Here is an 18,547-nt window from a genome sequence, read left to right on the forward strand (position 1 = left end):
TAAGCAAGGGTATACATGCTACCCTTGCTTATCTCTTTAAATAAAGTTCTATTTAACGTCTGTCATGTCATAAAGACTCGTCTGACCCTTAACGAACCGATCATAAGCAACCAGTGCATACATCGCTTGATCCGTAGCCATAAGATCTACTTCTCCGGGTTTCGCGCCTCCGTTGCCTACGCCACCCTGCTTCACGTGATAAAAACCACCTTCAGGTGCAGCAAAGCCAAGCAACGCATCTACCGCTGAACGGCCATTTTTAATGAATCTGGAATCCTTATGCGGATCTATACCAAGTCCAGTTAAAGCTACAATCACCTGAGCAATGCTCTCGGAGTTCGTAGATTCCCAGCTTGCAAAGCCACCATCTGCTGTTTGCGTTTTGGATAACCAAGCAATTCCACGATCCACAGCAGCCGTTACTTTGGCATTCGTTTTGTAATAAGGGGTCAAGCCTTGTATAACCATTCCCGTAATATCCGGATCGGCCGCAGTAGCATTACTGCCTAGTGCCCAACCCCCACCGCTGATCTCTCTGCCCAAAATGTAATCAATGAGCATCTCTCTTGTTGTCTGCGTCTTTACATCCTTAACCACTGGAATGTCGTAATGATTACTATCCAGAGCGATCAGGGCAAACACAGGTCCATTAATGCCTTGCTTGATTACAGTATCAAAATCAGCGAGTGGTTCAAGAAGGTTATAACCCGCCACTTTATCAATATTTTTGCCGATTGAAGTTAATGCCAAAATAACTCTATCATATTCGGTATATTTTACGCTATGCAGCTTCCCAGCTTTTTCTTTAAGGGTTGCTTCTACATTCGCATAGTACTTAGCGTAATAACTATCTGGAACCTTCACTCCAGAACGTGCCAGCCCGAACACTGTCCAATCCCCGCCAACCGAGGAGATGACCGGGTTTGTTACTGTTTTTTGCAAAAAGGCTGCTGTGTTTTGAATATATGGACTAACTGCTTTGTCGCCACTCTTATAATCATGGGTTCTAGAAGCTACAACAGCTGCCATTTCTCTAGTTACAAGCTCTTTAGGCTTAAACTGATTATTATCACCTAACATAAGTCCGGTGGCAACAATGGTTTCCACATCTGCTTTTGCCCACGCAGACACTGTATTGATATCTTTAATAGCTGTACCTGGCTTCGTAGCCGGGATTGATAATGCTCTGACAATAATGGCTGCCATTTGTTCGCGAGTAATCTTGTCATTTGGCTTAAATTCATTATTAAAGCCTGTAATTAACCCTGCTTTATGAGCAGCATTCACATATGGATAGAACCAATCTCCCAGAGCGACATCCTTGTAGGTAATTCCTTTGTCACTCTTGATATCCAGTTCCAATGCTGATACTAGGATCTTAGTAAATTCTGCTCTTGTAATATGATCTTTCGGATTCACCTGACCATTGTTACCTTGGATATACCCTTTTACTGTAGCTGTTTCAATCGCTGAGAATGCCCAGGATGAGATCTTATCGGCGTCTTTATACACTTGCTTGATATCGTTAGGAGTCGCTGTTGGAGATGGACTCGGATTTGGATCAACGTTGGCATCTGGATTACTTCCTCCACCCGCACCTGGAATTCCACTTGGTTTAGGAGTGGCAGATGGGGTTGGAGTAGGGGTTGGAGTAGGGCTTGTAGTTGGTATTGGTGCATTTAAATCCGCACCCAAATTCGTAGTATATCGCCACTGAATTTTGTCCCCAGCACTTAGATTATATGAAGATGCACCATAATTAGGATATTTTCCATTTACATTATACATCCATCCACTACCGCTACCATGGTCAAATTCTCCATCACCAGCTATGGATTCAACATACACACTTCCAAATGTACTGTTCCAAGAATATCTATAGTCGATACCGCGGCTATCTAGTACTCTTTCGAATACAGACCACACTGTGTCACCAGATAGTAGCTCTACCTGTACAGATGGAATAACATATCCTTTCTTAATCGTAAGCTTATCCACGGATAGGGTTACGTATGGCTTAGATGGAGTGGTTCCTCCATCGCCGTTACCGTTACCATTACCGTCACCACCAGGTGTTTGTACTGCAGTGGAGGAATACGCAATGTAATCAGTGAAATGATTGGTTTTTACGATTAAATCATTTCCATTATCGTAGGCATACTCTGACTTGCCGCTTGCCAAACCTAAGTCATCACTTGCAAATTTTTGAATCGCATGAGGTGTGCCGTTTTGAATATAAGCAGCATCTTTTCCTTTAAGGTCCTTAAAGGTTAACGTAATAAATTGACTGAATTCTACTCTTGCGCTGCCTCCCATGGAAAATGCTTGAACGATGCTATCAAGCTTCTTGTCCCCAGGAATAATTTGATTCAGACTATCTTTTAGTGCAGCTTCTGTCCCTGTTGTAGGTGAAATCAATTCAACCTTTGAAGAATCTCCCTCTATAACCTGTGTACCCTTAGGGATGACTACAGATACGTCACCTTTGGTAACCTCTAATTTAGGCAGATTACTATTGCTAGGTAAATTAACACTTACCGAGGATTGCTTATATTTCGGGATTTGCACTGTAATTTCTTTGTTGCTATCCCCTGAATTTATCGGAAGAATATATTTATTATTATTTTGAAAAATGACAACTTTGGGTGTATCACCTGAGGGTAACTGTACTTCTATTTCTTTCGTTTCCTCTGGTTGCTGAATTACTATATTACTCATATCAAATAGACGGTTCTTATGATTGATCAGACGATCGTAAGCAATAAGTGCATACGTACCTTGATCCGTAGCCATTCCATCTACTTTTCCGGTTAGAATATGCTTAAATCCGCCATCCGGTCCAGCGAAGGTAAGCAACGCATCAATAAGCGAATTCCCTTTTTTCACAAACTTAGGGTCACTGTGTGGATCTACGCCTACGCCAGTTAAGGCTACTATTACCTGCGAGATACTTTCACTGCTTGTACTTCCCCAGCTTGTAAATCCGCCTTGATCATTTTGCGTACTCGATAACCAATTAATCGCCCGATCCACAGCAGCTTTTACATTTGGATTAGTTGCGTAATAAGGTGCAAGTGCTTGCATCGCCATCGCGGTCATATCAACGTCCGCTTTGGTTACTCCTAAAGCCCAGCCACCGGCATCTGCTGCACCTTTTTTAACCTCTTTATCCAAGATGTACTGAACCAGATTTTCTCTTGTGCTTTGGTATATTACTCCCTTTTCATCAGGATTAGGGAATAATACCGGGATGTCGTAGTTATGACTATCTAAAGCAATCAGAGCAAATATAGGACCATTATTCCCTTGCTTCTGAACATATTTATAATCAGCGAGTGCATTGATTAGATCATAACCCGCAACATTCGTGATATCTTTTCCGATAGAGGTAAGTCCTAGGATCGCTCTGGAATGCTCTGTGCTTTTAGTAGCATCGAGTTTTCCATCCTTCATTAATTCTTTTACTCTCTTAGCTACATTGTTGTAATAGAGATCATAATAACCACTTGGCACTTCGTAGTTGGCCTGTGCTAGTGAAAGAATTGACCATTCTCCGCTACCTGTTCCAAATGACGGGTTCTTTACGGTGTTTAGAATATAAGCAAGGCTCTTATCTAACTGTTCTTTGACTCCAGTTGTAGCATTTATTTTGTAGGTAACTTGATAAGTTTGTGTTGTTCTATTTTCTGCTCCGTCTACTGCTGTTACAGTGATTACATTACCACCTGGGTTAAGAGAAACCTTATACTCACCATCTGTAGCAGATAGAGTGACTCCATTTAGTTTTACTACTGGAATGATACCGTTATATACATTATCTGTGACAGCTACTCTGAAACTTAAATCTTTATCGGATACTTCCTGTTTATCCTGAATACCACTTACAGTAATAACAGGTGGCTCTATATCCAAAGAATTGGTAAGCCCGACAAGTGCATGATCTACACTTACTTGAGAGCTTTCCATATTTTCGAGCACAGAATAGGCTTGGTAAACTGCCTTTTGTACTACTGCTCTGTCCAAAATACTTTCTTTATTCGGGTCACTGTTAATTTCTGCGATTTCCGCAGTTAAAGCATCCTTATTGGCAAATGGAAATGGAGGTTCTCCCCAACCACCAAGATCAGAACTATAGCCATAAGTGGTGAACTGTGTTCGGATGATGTCACCGTCTTGAGGTTGATAATCAGACATCCCGTACGGAGGAAATTCATTATTTACGGCATACATCCAACCCGACATGTGAGTGTAGTCAAACTGACTTAGCCACTCTTGGTCTGCTTTAGTTCCGACTGTATTCCCATCGGCTGAAATCATATCTAAAATATATTGCGGTATATTGACTTCACTTCTGCCACTATCTTTAACTTCAGATAAATAAAAACTACTAGCTATACTTCCAAAGTTTCTATAATTACCTTCTCCTAGCGCACGTGTTATTAGTGATGCGCCATTGTCCCCTTCGTAGAATGGAACTTTAATAGGCTCCTTAATATAACCTTGACCCAATGTAAACTTCTCTACGGATACAGTTACATACCCTTTAAGTGTAGAGCTTGCTTCATTCGCATGAGCCGGGATTACACTTGTAGAGAACGTCGTGATAAATACTGCTACAATAAGTAACCAAGCTAAAAACTTATGATTTTTCATGTTTCCATAACCCTTCCCTTCTCTTCCTATGTTAAAAAACAGAATAAACTTTCATAGCACTACAAAAAAAACCACTCAACATAACGTCGAGAGGTTTAAGATAGTGAACCGCAATAATAGCAGGCATATACTATATCAAACACCCCTCTATCGCTCGTAGAGTTTAACGGTGTATCAGAAACAGGCAGATATTCTGGCTCAAGTATCATCACCCTTGCTACCTTCCCAGTTTCCCAGTGGTACCTTGCAAGGACTCCTCTTTCACAGCGGCGGGACCGCGCGGGATTCACACCCGCTTTCCATTTAACCAATCTATGATTGTAATTCCGAAACATTCATAATTGGCACCTATTGCTAATATTAATTTTTCCATGCTTCATCATATCTAATATAGTTGCTTTTGTCATGCAATATTTGTTTTTTGTATAACGAGTAGTTAGCGATAATCCTATTGAATATCAAATCATTTTAACCACAATATACTCTTTTTCTCTCAGCTCAAAACCATCCTCCAGTGACAAAGAGGCCAAATCAAAGATTCGATCATACTTTTTATTACGTGGGAGTCCTTCTTCCTCAGCCCAGCATGTATAAAGCTCGAACTCGGCACCAGATACCCCATAATCTGTCATAAGCCTAAATAACTCCCGACAACACTTGAGTGAGGCGTTATACGATCCCGGTAGAGTATCTTTTAGCTTAGGGGATACAGAGAAGCCGCCCCAATTCGGTGAAATCCGATACACATATGGACTCCGAAAATGCTTGCGAATCTCATCGTTCCAATACCCAAGCTCCTCTATAAAAATACCCGCTGCATCTTCTTCCGAGTCATATACAAGACAGTCCTCATCTCTTAAATGAGACAGATCTGCGATGTCATCCAAAGGAATTATACCTTGCAGGCGCAGAGCCTCTCTTTGTTTCTTATACTCCGGGGAATTTTTCACTTCATTATATGTCTTTGCTGACAGTACACTGCCTCTTTCTCCTAACGGAAGCTCTGTAGCCGAGCCTATGTAATGAAATCTGCTCACTGGATTGCCCTCCATAACTTTGGAATCACTGCAAATCACTAATTCATATATGAATTTACCACAAATTAGTAAGGTACTCACAGCAAATGTTCTATGTTAGGGTATTTGGTAAGCGTTTACAACGAATTCATGGAGGTGTACGTGTTCATCTAAGCACCAAAGTACTAAGGAAGGTCAGGTTTAAGCATCCTCAAAAATGATCTTACAAAGGAGAATTCAATGACTACTCGAATCCAGAAATCATTCTTATCATTGACCCTTGTCACCGCTCTTCTGCTCTCTTTGTTCTCATCCATTGCCGCCGCTGCCACCAAGGACGAGCAACAAGCTAAGGCAGCACCAAAGAGTAAGATCCAATCTTATGTAGACGATATGCAGCCCGGATGGAACCTTGGCAATACTCTAGATGCTACAGGTGAGGATGAAACCTCCTGGGGCAATCCGCGTGTGACCCAAGAACTGATTAAGAAAATCGCCGCACAAGGCTACAAAAGTATCCGGATTCCTATCACTTGGGATTCACACATAGGTGAAGCACCGAACTACACCATTGATCAAGCTTACCTCAACCGTGTCGAAGAAGTTGTAGGCTGGGCGCTAGACGCCAAGTTATATGTAATGATCAATGTCCATCACGACTCCTGGTTATGGGTAAGTCATATGGAAGAGAAGCATGATGAGACGCTGGCGCGTTATAATGCAACATGGACTCAAATTGCGGACCGCTTCAAGGATAAATCCGATAAGCTGATGTTCGAAAGCATTAATGAACCTCGTTTCACGGATGGCGGAAGTACGGATGAAGCGAAAATGGAACAGATGCTTGCAGAGCTCAACAATTCCTTCCATCAGATCGTTCGAAACTCAGGTGGAAAGAATGATGTCCGTCCGCTAGTGCTACCTTCATTAGAGACTTCTCCTACCCAACCTAGGATGGATCAGCTCTACAAGACGATTACAGCTCTTAACGATCCGAACATAATTGCGACCGTTCACTACTATGGCTTCTGGCCGTTCAGTGTGAATATCGCTGGTTACACCACGTTTGAAAAAGATACAAAAAACGATATCACCCAAACTTTTGATAACGTTTACAACACATTCGTAGCCAAAGGAATCCCTGTTATCGTTGGTGAGTTTGGACTGCTAGGATTCGATAAAGATACAGGTGTGATTGAACAAGGCGAGAAGCTGAAATTCTTCGAGTACCTTACCTATTATTTAAAAGAAAAGAAAATGACCTCCATGCTCTGGGATAACGGGCAGCATTTCAACCGCAAAACGTATAAGTGGTCCGATTCTGAGCTGCACAATGTATTAATGTCTGGTCTGAAGGAACGTTCCTCCAGCACTGAAAGCGATCTGGTCTATCTAAAAAAAGGTGCAGCGATCATAGACACCAAGGTGAAGCTGAACCTAAACGGCAATAAGCTAACCACGATTAGTGCAAATGGGAAGTATCTAACTAAAGGCAAAGATTATACCTTAAATGGCGAGGAGCTCACACTCAAAGCCAGCCAACTTAAAAAGCTCACAGCTTCCCAAAAATACGGTGAAAATGCTGTGTTAACGCTGAAATTCAACAAAGGCGTTGCGTGGAGACTAAAGATCATCTTGAATGACACTGCCAAATTAAGTGATGCCAAAGGTACGACTGAATCGTTTGCGATTCCAACTACCTTTAATGGTAACCAGCTTGCCACGATGGAGGCTGTCTATACCGCTGGTGGCAATGCAGGCCCGCAAGACTGGACACCATTCAAGGAGTTCGGCAATACGTTCTCACCCTCTTATAACACGAAAGAAATCAAGCTGCTTCCAGCCTTCTTTAAAGATGTTAAAGATGGAGAGGTCATCTTGAAATTCCACTTCTGGAATGGTGATATCCTTACGTACAAGATCACGAAGAGTGGAACAAACGTTGTAGGAAAGTCTTCTTAGCCTTCGCTGTATAATATAAAAAGGAGTGTCCCTTCACGGGGACACTCCTTTTTTAACTACATCATACATATACTTCTTCATACGTCATCAACATCAAGCGATAGACCAGATATACTCCAAGATAAGCTCCCGTTAAAAGGAACATTGGATTCAAAAAAATCGCATGGATCGAGGTCATAAATACCGTGTTATCTCTTAATATTTCATATATAGCTAGGGCAGAAATATTACCTAAAATAAGCGTAGACAACACAGAAGCTACATTAAAAACAATACGCCACTTTATCCATTTCCGTTGTATCATTAACATGGCGAAGGGAACCACTATACTGCCAAATACGATTAGAAATTTCATTTAGCCAGCCACCTCAGTATCTCTTTAATCCTCCAGTTCAACACTTTCGATTTGCCCCTCGGCATTCACTGTCCACTCGATATCAACACCTGGCATCAGTCCAAGCTTGTCCTCATCTTCGATCACAACATGATCGGGGATGGTTAGGGTCTGCTCTCCCCCACCTTCGACTTTAACGGTAACCTGTTTACCATTAGACGTAGTAATCTTCCCATCATATTCAATCTGCTGCAAAACAATCTTTTGGCTCGGATCCGTAATGGTAACCCGCTTGCCGCCGTCTGTCAGCAGCTCAATCTTTTTATGATAACCATCCTTTAAAGTGACTTCCTTAATAACTCTCTGAACGCTAACATCCGCCGGAAGTCCCTCTGTATTTGTACCGGATGATGCATTGGGTTGTTCTGTTGCATTGTTCGTAGCCGCAGGTGCAGTGGCTTCTGTTATAGGCGTTGGAGTTACTTGTGTGGTTTCATTGGCAGCTTTAGAGCAGCCACTTAATAGGACGGTACAGGCACAGATCAAACAAAGAATTGAAGTTCGAATCTGGCGGTGTGAATTTCCTTTATTCTGTGTCATCATTTACCTCCGCATTTAAATTTCTTCCAGTTCTATTTAGTGAACTTAGTTTTACCTCTTCCCTTCCTTTTATTCACCAGAAAATGGACCATCTGAATTACTCTCTGATTATCACAGCGTCATAGCACGCCCATATCTAGCTAAATACTCTTCCTTCTCCTTATAATCCGGCATGAGACTTCCAACCTTTCGCCAAAAAGAGCGGTCATGATTCATATGAAGTAAATGACACAGTTCATGAATGATTACATAATCGATAACATCCACTGGAGCCATCGCTAGGCGATAGTTAAAGGTTAGCTTTTTATCCGAGCTACAGCTTCCCCACTTGGTTCTAGATTCAACAATATCAATCGTCTTAGGCTTTACTCTAAGCTGTGTCTGATATTTATTGATCCGTTCAGCTACAACCTTCTTACAGCTAGCGAAATAGAATTTCTTCAGCTTAAGTTTAAGCTCTTCCTCATTTAAATCCCCTGTCTCTATTAGCTCTTGCAGCGAATAATATTTGCCTAGATACAGGAACTTACCCTCGTCTTCATACTCTTTGAGCTTTGGTGTTTCTCGGTTCGCTTCAATACTTTGCAGCTTCTCCACTATTAATTTCCCATTACGCACAACCACGCTTTTAATCGTCTCTTCACTTGTTTTCTTGGGAGCTTTGAGCGTTATACGCCCTGAAGAATCTATGTGAATGGAGATTTTCTTGCCGTTTCCATATTGAACATTAAACTCGATCACCTGATTGTCGTACTCAATCTTCATACCCACCATCGTTTCTATAAGGTTATTCGCAAAAAAAAGGAGAACGCGTTTAAGCGTCCCCCCTATTTTAACATGATTCCTCAATACACTGGATATCCTGCCACAAACATCGCTAAATACAAAAGACTCCCCGCAACAGAAACTACAGTAAGGATAGCATCCTTTGATTTCTCTTCAGTGAGCGCGACAGCAGCAAAAGCTAGTGGAAATGCAACAAGCAAATACCGCGGGGCTGACAGCAGCCAGGTAGCTCCCACTACGAACGCAAAATACACGATGAAATAGGCGGTGTATGAAGGTCGTATCTTTTTTGCACCCAAGAACATGATAATTAGTGCTGAGAATATAGCGATTAAATTAGGCAGCCATAAGCCGAGAAAAGAACGGCTATCTCCACTCTTAAAGGTGCCCACAGCGTATTCCATCTGATATCTTACCGTATCAAAAAAGAGATAAAACCGCTGAGACCAATGCTCTCTCTGGTAAATACTGAACTGAAACGCATTTCCCGTCACTTGATAATTAATAAACAGATAGGCCAGCAAGCCCGTTGATATGATAGCGAGAAAACATACAGCGCTGATGATTCTATGTATAAAGACTTTTTTACTTAATAGCTTATAGTTGCCCATCAGATCCCGTCCAAATTCAATCGCAACCGGTACAATCAGAAGCACTCCGGGAGAACGTGTATAAGCTGCAAGTGCACCGCATAAGCATCCGATCAGCCATTCCTTTTTTCTCACAAAATATAAACACATCAAAGATAATGCCAGAAATAGAGCCTCGGTCATCGGAATGAAGAAAAAGAACGCGGCAGGGAATATGAAAATGTATTTCACGACCCGCATGGCATTCTTTCGATGCATGTCTAGTGCAGCAAGCTCATAAGCGACCAGGGCTGCGACAATTGAAGTGATATTTGAAACGATGAATCCAGAAACGAGATAATTACCTACGAATGCCTGAACTACTCTTATTAAATTTGGAAAAAAGGGAAAGAACACGATATGGAATCTCGCATCACCCTCGGTCACGTATCCATTCTCAGCAATGCCCAAATAACTAGAAGCATCAATTCCAGAGATATGCCAAGTCTCTGCCATTTTGCTAAGCAGACCACCTGAATAGCCATTCTGTATGATCAAAAATGAATACCCGATGAGCATAAGCAGGATACGACTCCCCAATATCCATCCAATAATATAAAGCCAAGCCTGTCTTCTATCCTGCTCCTTACTCTTCCAAGTCACTTCAGGTGCTGGATTCGTCAAAACAAAATCCGTCAATACAGGTATAGTGCGGAGCCCCAATAGCGCAAAAAGCCCGAAACAGACCACAGAAGCGAGGGTGCCCAACATGGTCCAGCTCTGAGTCGAAATGGCCCAGTAAATAGCCGTCACCATCATAACAAGTATGAAGATGAGGGAAATGATTCTGTCGTGCTTTTTCATTTGATCCTCCAGTTATTTAGTCCGAACAATTATTTAGGAAAAAAGGATATAATTACCTATAAAAATATAATAGCGGAAGAGCCATCCTGTCAATCGTTTGGACTGATTTCTCGACTTTATCAACCTCTTCATCTTCCACAGGTTTGTAATGCTCCAGAAAAGCGCGCACCAGTTCTCTCGCATTTTGATAGCCGCTTTCCGATCTGGGAAAGACCGTTCCCACCCGGTAACCAATGATTTTATTGGTCTTAACATCTACCACAATCTGCTGTATAAACTCCTTTTGATTCACGGATAAGATATCATCCTGCATAATTGTACCCAAGGTTGTATCGTATTCACCCACAGCATCCGCAATTTGCAAAGCAGCAAGCCCCTCTTCACGCGGCTGCATGAACACAGCCCGATGCTCTTCCACATGTGTGAAAAGCTCAGCATACTTGGGTCTTTCCTTACTGCATGCAGTGAATACCAGCAAAAGAATGACTATTCCACAAATGAGATTGAAATATGATTTTTTCAAACGAATACACCTCCTGGCCTGACGAAACCGGTTTGGTTGATCCCCCCTAAACCTTACCATATATTTGAAAAAAGACACAGATATTCATGCCTTATATTAGAAAAATGAAGCCTGCCCACGGCAGTGGGCCCCAAAGAAAAAGCCCGAGCGTTTATGCTCGGACTTAATATCATTCAAATGGATAGATCCAGAAATGCTCTGTTCCAAAACGATCTTGGATTTCTTTATCCTCTAGCGCTTTGCTGCCTAACAGTTCAGCGGCTTGGAATTGGGATTTATGCGCCTGAATGGATGCCATCTTTTGCTTCAGGAAATCTTTCACTTCAATGATAACCTGAGGCTTTCCAATCTCTTCAATATTATTGGCGAAAGCTATACAGTGAACAGGAGGTCTCTCTGCCTTGGGCATTCTTCCAACCGTTCGAACCACTGCAGCTCCGGTAGCATCATGATCGGGATGAACGCTGTACCCCGGATAGAACGTAATGATCAGTGAGGGGTTAAGCTCCTTCAGAAGCGCATCAATATGGCCCTCAAGCAGAGCTTGATCCTCAAATTCAATCGTCTTATCATGGAAACCAAGCATTCTCAAATCCTGTATTCCAATCGCTCGGCAGGATTCTTCCAGCTCCTTTTTACGGATCTCTGGGAGGGTTACCCGATTCGCAAATGGCGGCACGCCCATATTCCGGCCCATCTCTCCAAGTGTCAGACAAGCGTAGGTGACTTGGGTGCCGTTTTGCACATGTTTAGCTAGTGTTCCAGATATACCGAAGGCCTCATCATCCGGATGCGGTAATATAACTAGAATATGTCTTTCCACTGAACTCCTCATCTCCTCTACCATTAGAACGGCTCCCGGCTTAATTGCAAGGATACGACCAGTTTGCCTTGGCTGTCATGACCGGCCAGAATTAATCTTTCGTTCTCACTCTCTTCATAGTGAGTTAGTCCTTCCGAGTACACCCAGCCTTGTGACATTTTTAGGCCTACGCGATAAGGTCCATGACCGGAAATCGAACCATGAGAATATCGGATCACAGCATTAGTAATGAAAGTAGCCGCTGGGTGCTTAGAACTATCGAAATGGGCAGCGTATGCTCCCGTCGTCATCTCAAGATGGATATATAGATCCTGATCTTTAAGCAGGTCGATCCTCTCTTGTATTTCGGATTGATTGATTAGCTGCAAGGTTACGCCTCCATATCTGAATGAAAATATACCTACGAAAAATAAGATCCCTGCCTTATTAAGGACGGATCTGTTAAAGGATAAGCGGGTCCGTATTTCTCATCAAAGTATAACTTCCAAAGGTTTGTAATTCAATGGTCACTCCTGAGAAGAGGCCTTACACATAAAAAAAGAGCATTAGCCCGCGTAGCTTGATCAAGCACTGAGATCACAATATATGGTAAAATCATTGTGGAGCCTTTGAATTACAGGAGAAAGGATGGAGTGACTTGGGATTTCATGAAACGTCTCTTTCAATCAAATATCCAAACGTAATGAAAACACTAATTGCAATGTGTTTTTTAGAAGTTTCCTTAATAATTACTATGTATAATAGTACTAATCGCATACCTGACTTCCTGTTCTTCTTTCCAAGAATATGGTTCATCTTTATATTCATTATTATCATTTTTTTACTCTATCGATTGTTTAGTTCCAAGAGTATTACACTTGGCGACAATTTTATTATTTCTTTAAATAAGAAAAGATACGATGCGGATGAAATAAGTTCAGTGTTTATCGATGGTAAACGAATTGGAATTAAGACTGTTGACAAAAAGTTGGTTCCACTACATCTGTACTTTACTTTTAAAAAGGAGAATACGGCTAATGGCATAGAGGAAATTAGGGAGTGGGCAAAAAGAAACAACAAACCCATAAGATATAAGTTCTTCTTTGGATGGATTTAATGCAGGTTATGTTAGAAGGAAAAGCGAAAGCCTACTTCAATGCAAAGGGGCGTCCTATATCCATTTTACATGGATTTTTGGACAGCCCCTTATATATTTATTCACACTGCTGTCCAGATTGAATTACTTATGCACACTGTATTCAGCCATTCATTCTTTCAGCCTTTTATCCAGAATTGGGCGTATGAACCAGATGTAATAAATTAGACAGAGAAGCAATATTACCGATGTCAGAAAAAAGGGGATTTCATAATCCTGTCCTATCAAAATCCATCCCGTAAGCAGAGCGGCGCCGGATGATCCGAGGCTCCGAAATACGGACCTCATTCCTGCGTAGAGATTCCTCTCCCGCTCCTTAAAGGCAGACATCAACTGACTATCCAGCAGATTAGACAGCATCGTAAGCCCTCCCCCGCGAACCAGAAACACGATTGTGAACATCCAGACTGGCATAGCCCAGGATAATGAGGCGAACACGAGTATGTTAACCAAAAAGACAGATACGATGGCCACATTGTGGCCAAAACGCTCTAATACGTAAGGCGTCATTAAAGAAGCTGTAAACAAAACAGCTCCGCTTACCGCCAGCAGAATGGACACTTTGTCATCCATCCAGTTCAGTCTATACTTCACAATTACATTAAGAAATGACCCAGTGATGGCTATCGCTCCTCCGAGCAGGGCCATGAATACCGAGAACAGCCAGAGTGTGCCGGAAGGCAACTTTTTCCTCAAACTAGAGACTTCATGGTTCACTTCCAGAACTTCAGAAGTTCTAATCGTTTCGCTTTCCCTCCCCTCAGAGGGAAGCCAGATTCCTCTAATCATACTGTGAACAACGAAAACCAGTGCAGCAAGCAGCAGCGTTAGCCCATACCCATCCCCGCTATCAGCCGAATTCGGCAAGTATCCAGCAGCCAGGGTTCCTGCCCCTGTAAATGCCGTAAACACGGCAAACATCAGGGAGAAGGCACTTGCTTCTTCCTTGCGCGAGGCACAATAGTGAAATAGCAACTGCACCTCAGTCGTCTCCACAAGAGTAAGGCCAATCGAGACCAAAGTTTGAGCCAAATAGAATATGCCGAAATGATTGCCAATCGCATAAAGTGCACTTCCTGCCGCTATAAACATGATGCCGGATACTAGCAGCTTTTTACGACCTATACGGTTTGCCGATATGGATACAGGAATAGCCAATGCACCCATGATCAGTATACCTATGGACATGAGCAGCCCGATTTCATCCTCCTTCATCCCTTTGGACAGCAAATGCAAATTAAGAACTAGCGAATACATACCGATGCCGATGCCATACATGGCTTCGGTCATAAGAAACCGGCGGACGCCGACAGACAGGCGCAGCAAGTTCCTCATATACCCAGACATACCCATAACCCCTTTCTTTGGTGATACAGTCAAATAGGAAGGGCTCCATTCGGAGCCCCTCTACTTTCAAATGTATATTTTAATTATAGGGACCAAGCCCTATTCCGGCTGTGTCTTCTTTAGATAAGCCCGCCATGTAATACACCACTTTGCAGGATCATCAAGAGAAGATTCCACATTCCGGTGAACGGTACTGTTGTGCGGAGCTAGTTTGACGATATGCGGCTGCGTGTAAGCTTCATTCGAAATATGGGTCAGCGCCTCGATATATTCATCAAGATCTTCCTTCGAATAAGATTCAGTCGGCTCCAGGGTGAACGGCTGCGGAACGATGTAAGGATGATGGGATGTCCAATAATGCAGGCCGAAATCACACATCCGGCGGGTGATGTCTTCTGTCGTTACCCCAGTCTCATCCGTAAGCTGCTTCCAGCTGTACCTTACCTGTTCAAGACGTCGACCTTTGATGTAAGGAGCACTGGCTCCGCGGATTTGCAGAATTTTGTGATACAGGTAGTTATTATTCAGTACAGCGATTTGGGCCACATTCTTAAGACCGTCTGGCCCCAGGCTCATAATCCAAGCGTAGGAACGAAGCACAGTCTGGGCCACGCCGTGGAAGCTGCGGACTTTGCCAATGCTATCACCGCTTTGCTCTACAAGGACATAACGACTACCGTCCCAGTCAACAAGCGGACCGGGCAGGAAACGCTTAAGGGAATCGGTTACCCCAAGAGCGCCTGTAGCCGGCCCTCCGCACATGTGAGGTGCGGCAAAGGTCTTATGCAGGTTGAAGAAGCACATGTCAAACCCTGCTTCCTTAGCCCGGGTGATACCCAGCAGCCCATTCGCGTTCGCCTGATCGTAGAAGCAGATTCCTCCTGCTTCATGAACCACGTCCGTGAACTCACGGATACGATGATTGTATATACCTGTGTCTTCCGGATTGGCCACGACGAAACCCGCCGTGCGTTCAGAAATGGCATTCTTCAGCTTCTCCAGATCCGGGAATCCGTCTTCGTCAGGATGCAGTGTAATAATCTTATATCCTTTAACAGCTGCGGTCGCCGCTTGGGACGGATGTGAAAAGATCGTCGTAATGATCTCATCCCGCTGTTCTCCCTCGCCACGTGAATCATGATAGGCGCGTACAATGGAAGCCATGGCCAGCAAGGCCTGGGTGCCACTGCTTGGCTGGAACGAGAAAGCATTCATCCCTGATATTTCACGCATCGCCTGATCCAGCCTATAGTAGATTTCCAGTATTCCTTGAACGGATCCAGCATCCTGCAGAGGATGCAGTTCCATCAGATTTGGGGTACGTATAAGCATTTCATTGATACGGGGAATATATTTCATCGTACATGTCCCCTGTCCGATCTCTACGTTAAGGTCGGAACCCAAAGTCTCTTGAGAGAGTCTTAAATAATGCCTAAGAACTTTGGCCTGACCGATCTCTGGCAGCGCCGGTGCTTCTTTTCGCCGCATCGCTGATGGAATTCGGGCGGAGCCTTGACCGACAACCTCGGCAATCCCAGCCTCGGTGCCCGGCGGGATCACTCCGCGCTCACCCGATCGGTGAAGCTCGAAGATCACCGGTTCATCCCATTTGGCCTGGTGAAAGCGGCGCACCTTATGATCTCTACGAATCCGTTTCATGGCTTTCCTCCTACTCTTCTGTACTATTAATTCTTGCAGACAATGTTCTCGATAGCTGAGGCAAGCCGGTCCAGATCTGCCTGCATATGAATTTCAGTTACGCAGTATAGAGCACATTGTCCCCACTGGGGATATGCGGAGGATAGATCTTTTCCTCCGAAAATCCCTACTTCCAAAAGACGCTTGTTAATCTCAGCAACAGATATTCCAGTCTCGTTGAAATCTAAGACAAATTCTTTGAAAAAGGCTGTATCTTTAAAGCGCAAAGAGACCCCGGGAATGGCACATAGCTTATTCGCCGCATATTGAGATTTCTGTATAATGGTCTCCCCTACTTCCTGCATCCCCACTGGTCCAAGCAGGGATAGATAGACTCCGGCGGTAATTCCCCACAGGGCTGTCTGTGTTCCCACCGACTCCTTCCCCTTCTCCCGTTGGGCAAAGGATGTACGCTCATAGGCTACATCACCGAAGCCATATTCACCTTCCACTTCAGTAGGAACAATACCGAACAGACGGGACGGATATTCCATCACATAAGTCTCTTCATCCCGGGTAGCGATGAATCCGGCTTGACCCCCACCATAGTTCATATGCATGCCCAGCGGCTGCAAATCCCCACAGACAATATCACCGCCATAACGGCTTGGAGGTTCCAGTACGCCAAGGGAGATCGGATCAACGCCCACAATAGAGATAGCATTTACCGCGTGCACAAGCTCAGATATTTCAGCACCCTGATCCTCAATAATTCCGAGATAACCTGGATTCTCGAAGTAGAACGCCGCCGTTCCTTCCTCAAGCTTGCCCTGCAGATCATCCAAATCTATTTTTCCTGTCACCGGATCAATCTCCACGTACTTAATCTCCATTACAGGTGTACAGTAATTGGTAATGATCTTTGCTTTATCCGGATCGACGGATCTGGAGAGCAGCGCAATCCTGCGGCCTGTAATCCGACCTGCCATTCGGATGGCCGTGGAGGCTGCCTGTGCCCAGTCGAAGGTAGGGACATTAACTACGTCCATATCGACGAGTTCGGCCATCAGGCTCTGATACTCGAACAAGGACTGAAATCGGCCGTGGTCTTCGTAAGGCTCTCCTGCATAAGCCGTCACGAACTCCGAGCGCTGATTAATTTCGTCGCATACAGCCGGAACGAAATGCTGCCAGCAGCCAGCCCCGAGAAAGTTGATATAATCGGCGCCATGCTTGTTCTTCGCAAGCAGAGCCTCGATATGTCGGCGAAGCTCATATTCATTCATAGCTGGAGGAAGATTCATCTCCCGCTTAAGCTTCAGACTGTCTGGAATAGCATCATGCAGCTGGTCGACGGAGCTCAGGCCGATTTCCTTCAGCATTGCCTCACGGACTTCCGGTGCTGTATTCGGGATATAGGGATGGGCATAAGTTCTGTGTTCAGACAAGGTTAACGCCTCCGTCCTTAAAAGGTTGATTTAAAGTATTTATTTCTTTAACCGTTAGGCAATGCCGCCGCCATCCACAACAAGTACGCTTCCGGTGACCCAGGAAGACAGATCGCTAGCTAGGAACAATACCGCATTTGCGATATCACGTGGTGTACCCAATCGCTCCAATGGACGTCCCCCAGCAGAGGCTACGAGGAAAGTAGCTTCGTCCTGTTGAAGCTGCTTGGCTTCATCGCGTAAAAGCGGCGTATCCGTGTCGCCTGGGGACACGCAGTTCACGCGAATGTTCGCGGGACCGTGGTCAATAGCCATGGCTCGGGTGAGATTGACCACTCCAGCCTTGGCTGCACAGTAGGAAGCGGCACGGTCCCCGCCCTTTAGGCCCCAGCCGGAGCCGGTATTAATGATACTGCCACCGCCTCCGCGCTCCATCACCGGGATTATATATTTGGAGAGTAGATAAACTCCCTTAAGTGATACATCCATTACCAGATCCCAGTCGGCTTCCTCAAGCTCGACAACGGTCTTACGGCGGATAATCCCCGCATTGTTGAACAGAATATCGACTTTGCCGTACGCGTTCTCAATCTCTGAGGCAGCACGCTTGCAGTCCTCCGAAGAGGAGACATCGCAGCGGTGGAAGCTTGCTTCCCTTCCCCGCCCTTTCATCTCATGAACAGCCTGCTCCCCTTGCCTTACATTGATGTCCAGCACAACCACATGTGCTCCGAAATCCGCAAGCAGTCCGGCCGTAGCAAGGCCAATACCTGAAGCACCTCCGGTAACAACAGCTATCTTTCCGCTTAAATTGAGTACATCCTGTGTGTGGAGCATGCTGTCCCCTCC

15 protein-coding genes and 1 riboswitch are annotated in these 18,547 nt (G+C 44.2%); of the genes, 2 read left to right on the forward strand and 13 right to left on the reverse strand.

What is annotated here, in order from left to right; translation table 11 throughout:
• Positions 1–48: 48 nt before the first annotated feature.
• Both MKY52_RS05330 and MKY52_RS05335 read right to left on the reverse strand, forming a co-directional pair.
• Positions 49–4,653 carry an S-layer homology domain-containing protein gene (locus MKY52_RS05330; protein ID WP_341050246.1) on the reverse strand — a complete coding sequence of 1,535 codons (4,605 nt, stop codon included), beginning with the start codon at positions 4,651–4,653 and terminating at the stop codon, positions 49–51.
• Positions 4,654–4,819: 166 nt separating this feature from the next.
• Positions 4,820–5,020: riboswitch (cobalamin riboswitch) on the reverse strand.
• 91 nt (positions 5,021–5,111) lie between these two features.
• The gene (locus MKY52_RS05335) at positions 5,112–5,690 is read right to left on the reverse strand and encodes a hypothetical protein (protein WP_341050248.1); all 579 of its coding nucleotides are present in this window, start codon (positions 5,688–5,690) and stop codon (positions 5,112–5,114) included.
• A 219-nt stretch (positions 5,691–5,909) separates the two neighbouring features.
• Between MKY52_RS05335 and MKY52_RS05340 the strand changes: the two genes are divergently transcribed.
• Complete coding sequence (locus MKY52_RS05340) at positions 5,910–7,631, forward strand: cellulase family glycosylhydrolase (RefSeq protein ID WP_341050250.1); 1,722 nt, start codon at positions 5,910–5,912, stop codon at positions 7,629–7,631.
• Between the two features lie 61 nt (positions 7,632–7,692).
• Here MKY52_RS05340 and MKY52_RS05345 read toward each other — a convergent pair whose 3' ends face one another.
• The 7 genes from MKY52_RS05345 to MKY52_RS05375 all read right to left on the reverse strand — a co-directional run bounded on the left by MKY52_RS05345 (position 7,693) and on the right by MKY52_RS05375 (position 12,498).
• Complete coding sequence (locus MKY52_RS05345; RefSeq protein ID WP_341050252.1) at positions 7,693–7,986, reverse strand: transposase; 294 nt, start codon at positions 7,984–7,986, stop codon at positions 7,693–7,695.
• A gap of 24 nt (positions 7,987–8,010) precedes the next feature.
• The gene (locus MKY52_RS05350; RefSeq protein WP_341050255.1) at positions 8,011–8,568 is read right to left on the reverse strand and encodes a hypothetical protein; all 558 of its coding nucleotides are present in this window, start codon (positions 8,566–8,568) and stop codon (positions 8,011–8,013) included.
• A gap of 108 nt (positions 8,569–8,676) precedes the next feature.
• A complete protein-coding gene (locus tag MKY52_RS05355) occupies positions 8,677–9,330 on the reverse strand; it encodes a M48 family metallopeptidase (protein WP_341050257.1) in 654 nt (217 codons plus the stop codon).
• Positions 9,331–9,410: 80 nt separating this feature from the next.
• Complete coding sequence (locus MKY52_RS05360) at positions 9,411–10,784, reverse strand: hypothetical protein (RefSeq protein ID WP_341050258.1); 1,374 nt, start codon at positions 10,782–10,784, stop codon at positions 9,411–9,413.
• A 52-nt stretch (positions 10,785–10,836) separates the two neighbouring features.
• Complete coding sequence (locus MKY52_RS05365) at positions 10,837–11,307, reverse strand: hypothetical protein (RefSeq protein ID WP_341050260.1); 471 nt, start codon at positions 11,305–11,307, stop codon at positions 10,837–10,839.
• A 169-nt stretch (positions 11,308–11,476) separates the two neighbouring features.
• Positions 11,477–12,130 (reverse strand): bacillithiol biosynthesis deacetylase BshB2, encoded by a 654-nt coding sequence (gene bshB2, locus MKY52_RS05370; protein ID WP_341050262.1) that lies wholly within the window; start codon positions 12,128–12,130, stop codon positions 11,477–11,479.
• 23 nt (positions 12,131–12,153) lie between these two features.
• Entirely contained in the window at positions 12,154–12,498 is a 345-nt protein-coding gene (locus MKY52_RS05375) for a YojF family protein (protein ID WP_341050264.1), read from the reverse strand.
• A gap of 269 nt (positions 12,499–12,767) precedes the next feature.
• On the opposite strand from MKY52_RS05375, the gene MKY52_RS05380 reads away from it, so the two are divergent.
• Positions 12,768–13,226, forward strand: a complete 459-nt coding sequence (locus MKY52_RS05380) for a hypothetical protein (protein ID WP_341050266.1) — start codon at positions 12,768–12,770, stop codon at positions 13,224–13,226.
• 150 nt (positions 13,227–13,376) lie between these two features.
• Here the strand turns inward: MKY52_RS05380 and MKY52_RS05385 are convergent, their stop codons facing one another.
• From MKY52_RS05385 to MKY52_RS05400, 4 genes are all read right to left on the reverse strand, one after another.
• Entirely contained in the window at positions 13,377–14,612 is a 1,236-nt protein-coding gene (locus MKY52_RS05385) for an MFS transporter (protein ID WP_341050268.1), read from the reverse strand.
• A 99-nt stretch (positions 14,613–14,711) separates the two neighbouring features.
• On the reverse strand, positions 14,712–16,271 hold the full coding sequence (gcvPB, locus tag MKY52_RS05390) for an aminomethyl-transferring glycine dehydrogenase subunit GcvPB (protein WP_076286148.1): 1,560 nt from the start codon (positions 16,269–16,271) through the stop codon (positions 14,712–14,714).
• Between the two features lie 26 nt (positions 16,272–16,297).
• Positions 16,298–17,698: an aminomethyl-transferring glycine dehydrogenase subunit GcvPA gene (gene gcvPA, locus MKY52_RS05395; protein ID WP_341050271.1), complete on the reverse strand. Its 1,401-nt coding sequence runs from the start codon at positions 17,696–17,698 to the stop codon at positions 16,298–16,300.
• Positions 17,699–17,752: 54 nt separating this feature from the next.
• Positions 17,753–18,535 carry an SDR family NAD(P)-dependent oxidoreductase gene (locus tag MKY52_RS05400; protein ID WP_341050272.1) on the reverse strand — a complete coding sequence of 261 codons (783 nt, stop codon included), beginning with the start codon at positions 18,533–18,535 and terminating at the stop codon, positions 17,753–17,755.
• Positions 18,536–18,547 lie beyond the last annotated feature (12 nt).

The organism is Paenibacillus sp. FSL P4-0184 (assembly GCF_038004625.1).
GTDB lineage: Bacteria > Bacillota > Bacilli > Paenibacillales > Paenibacillaceae > Paenibacillus_AQ.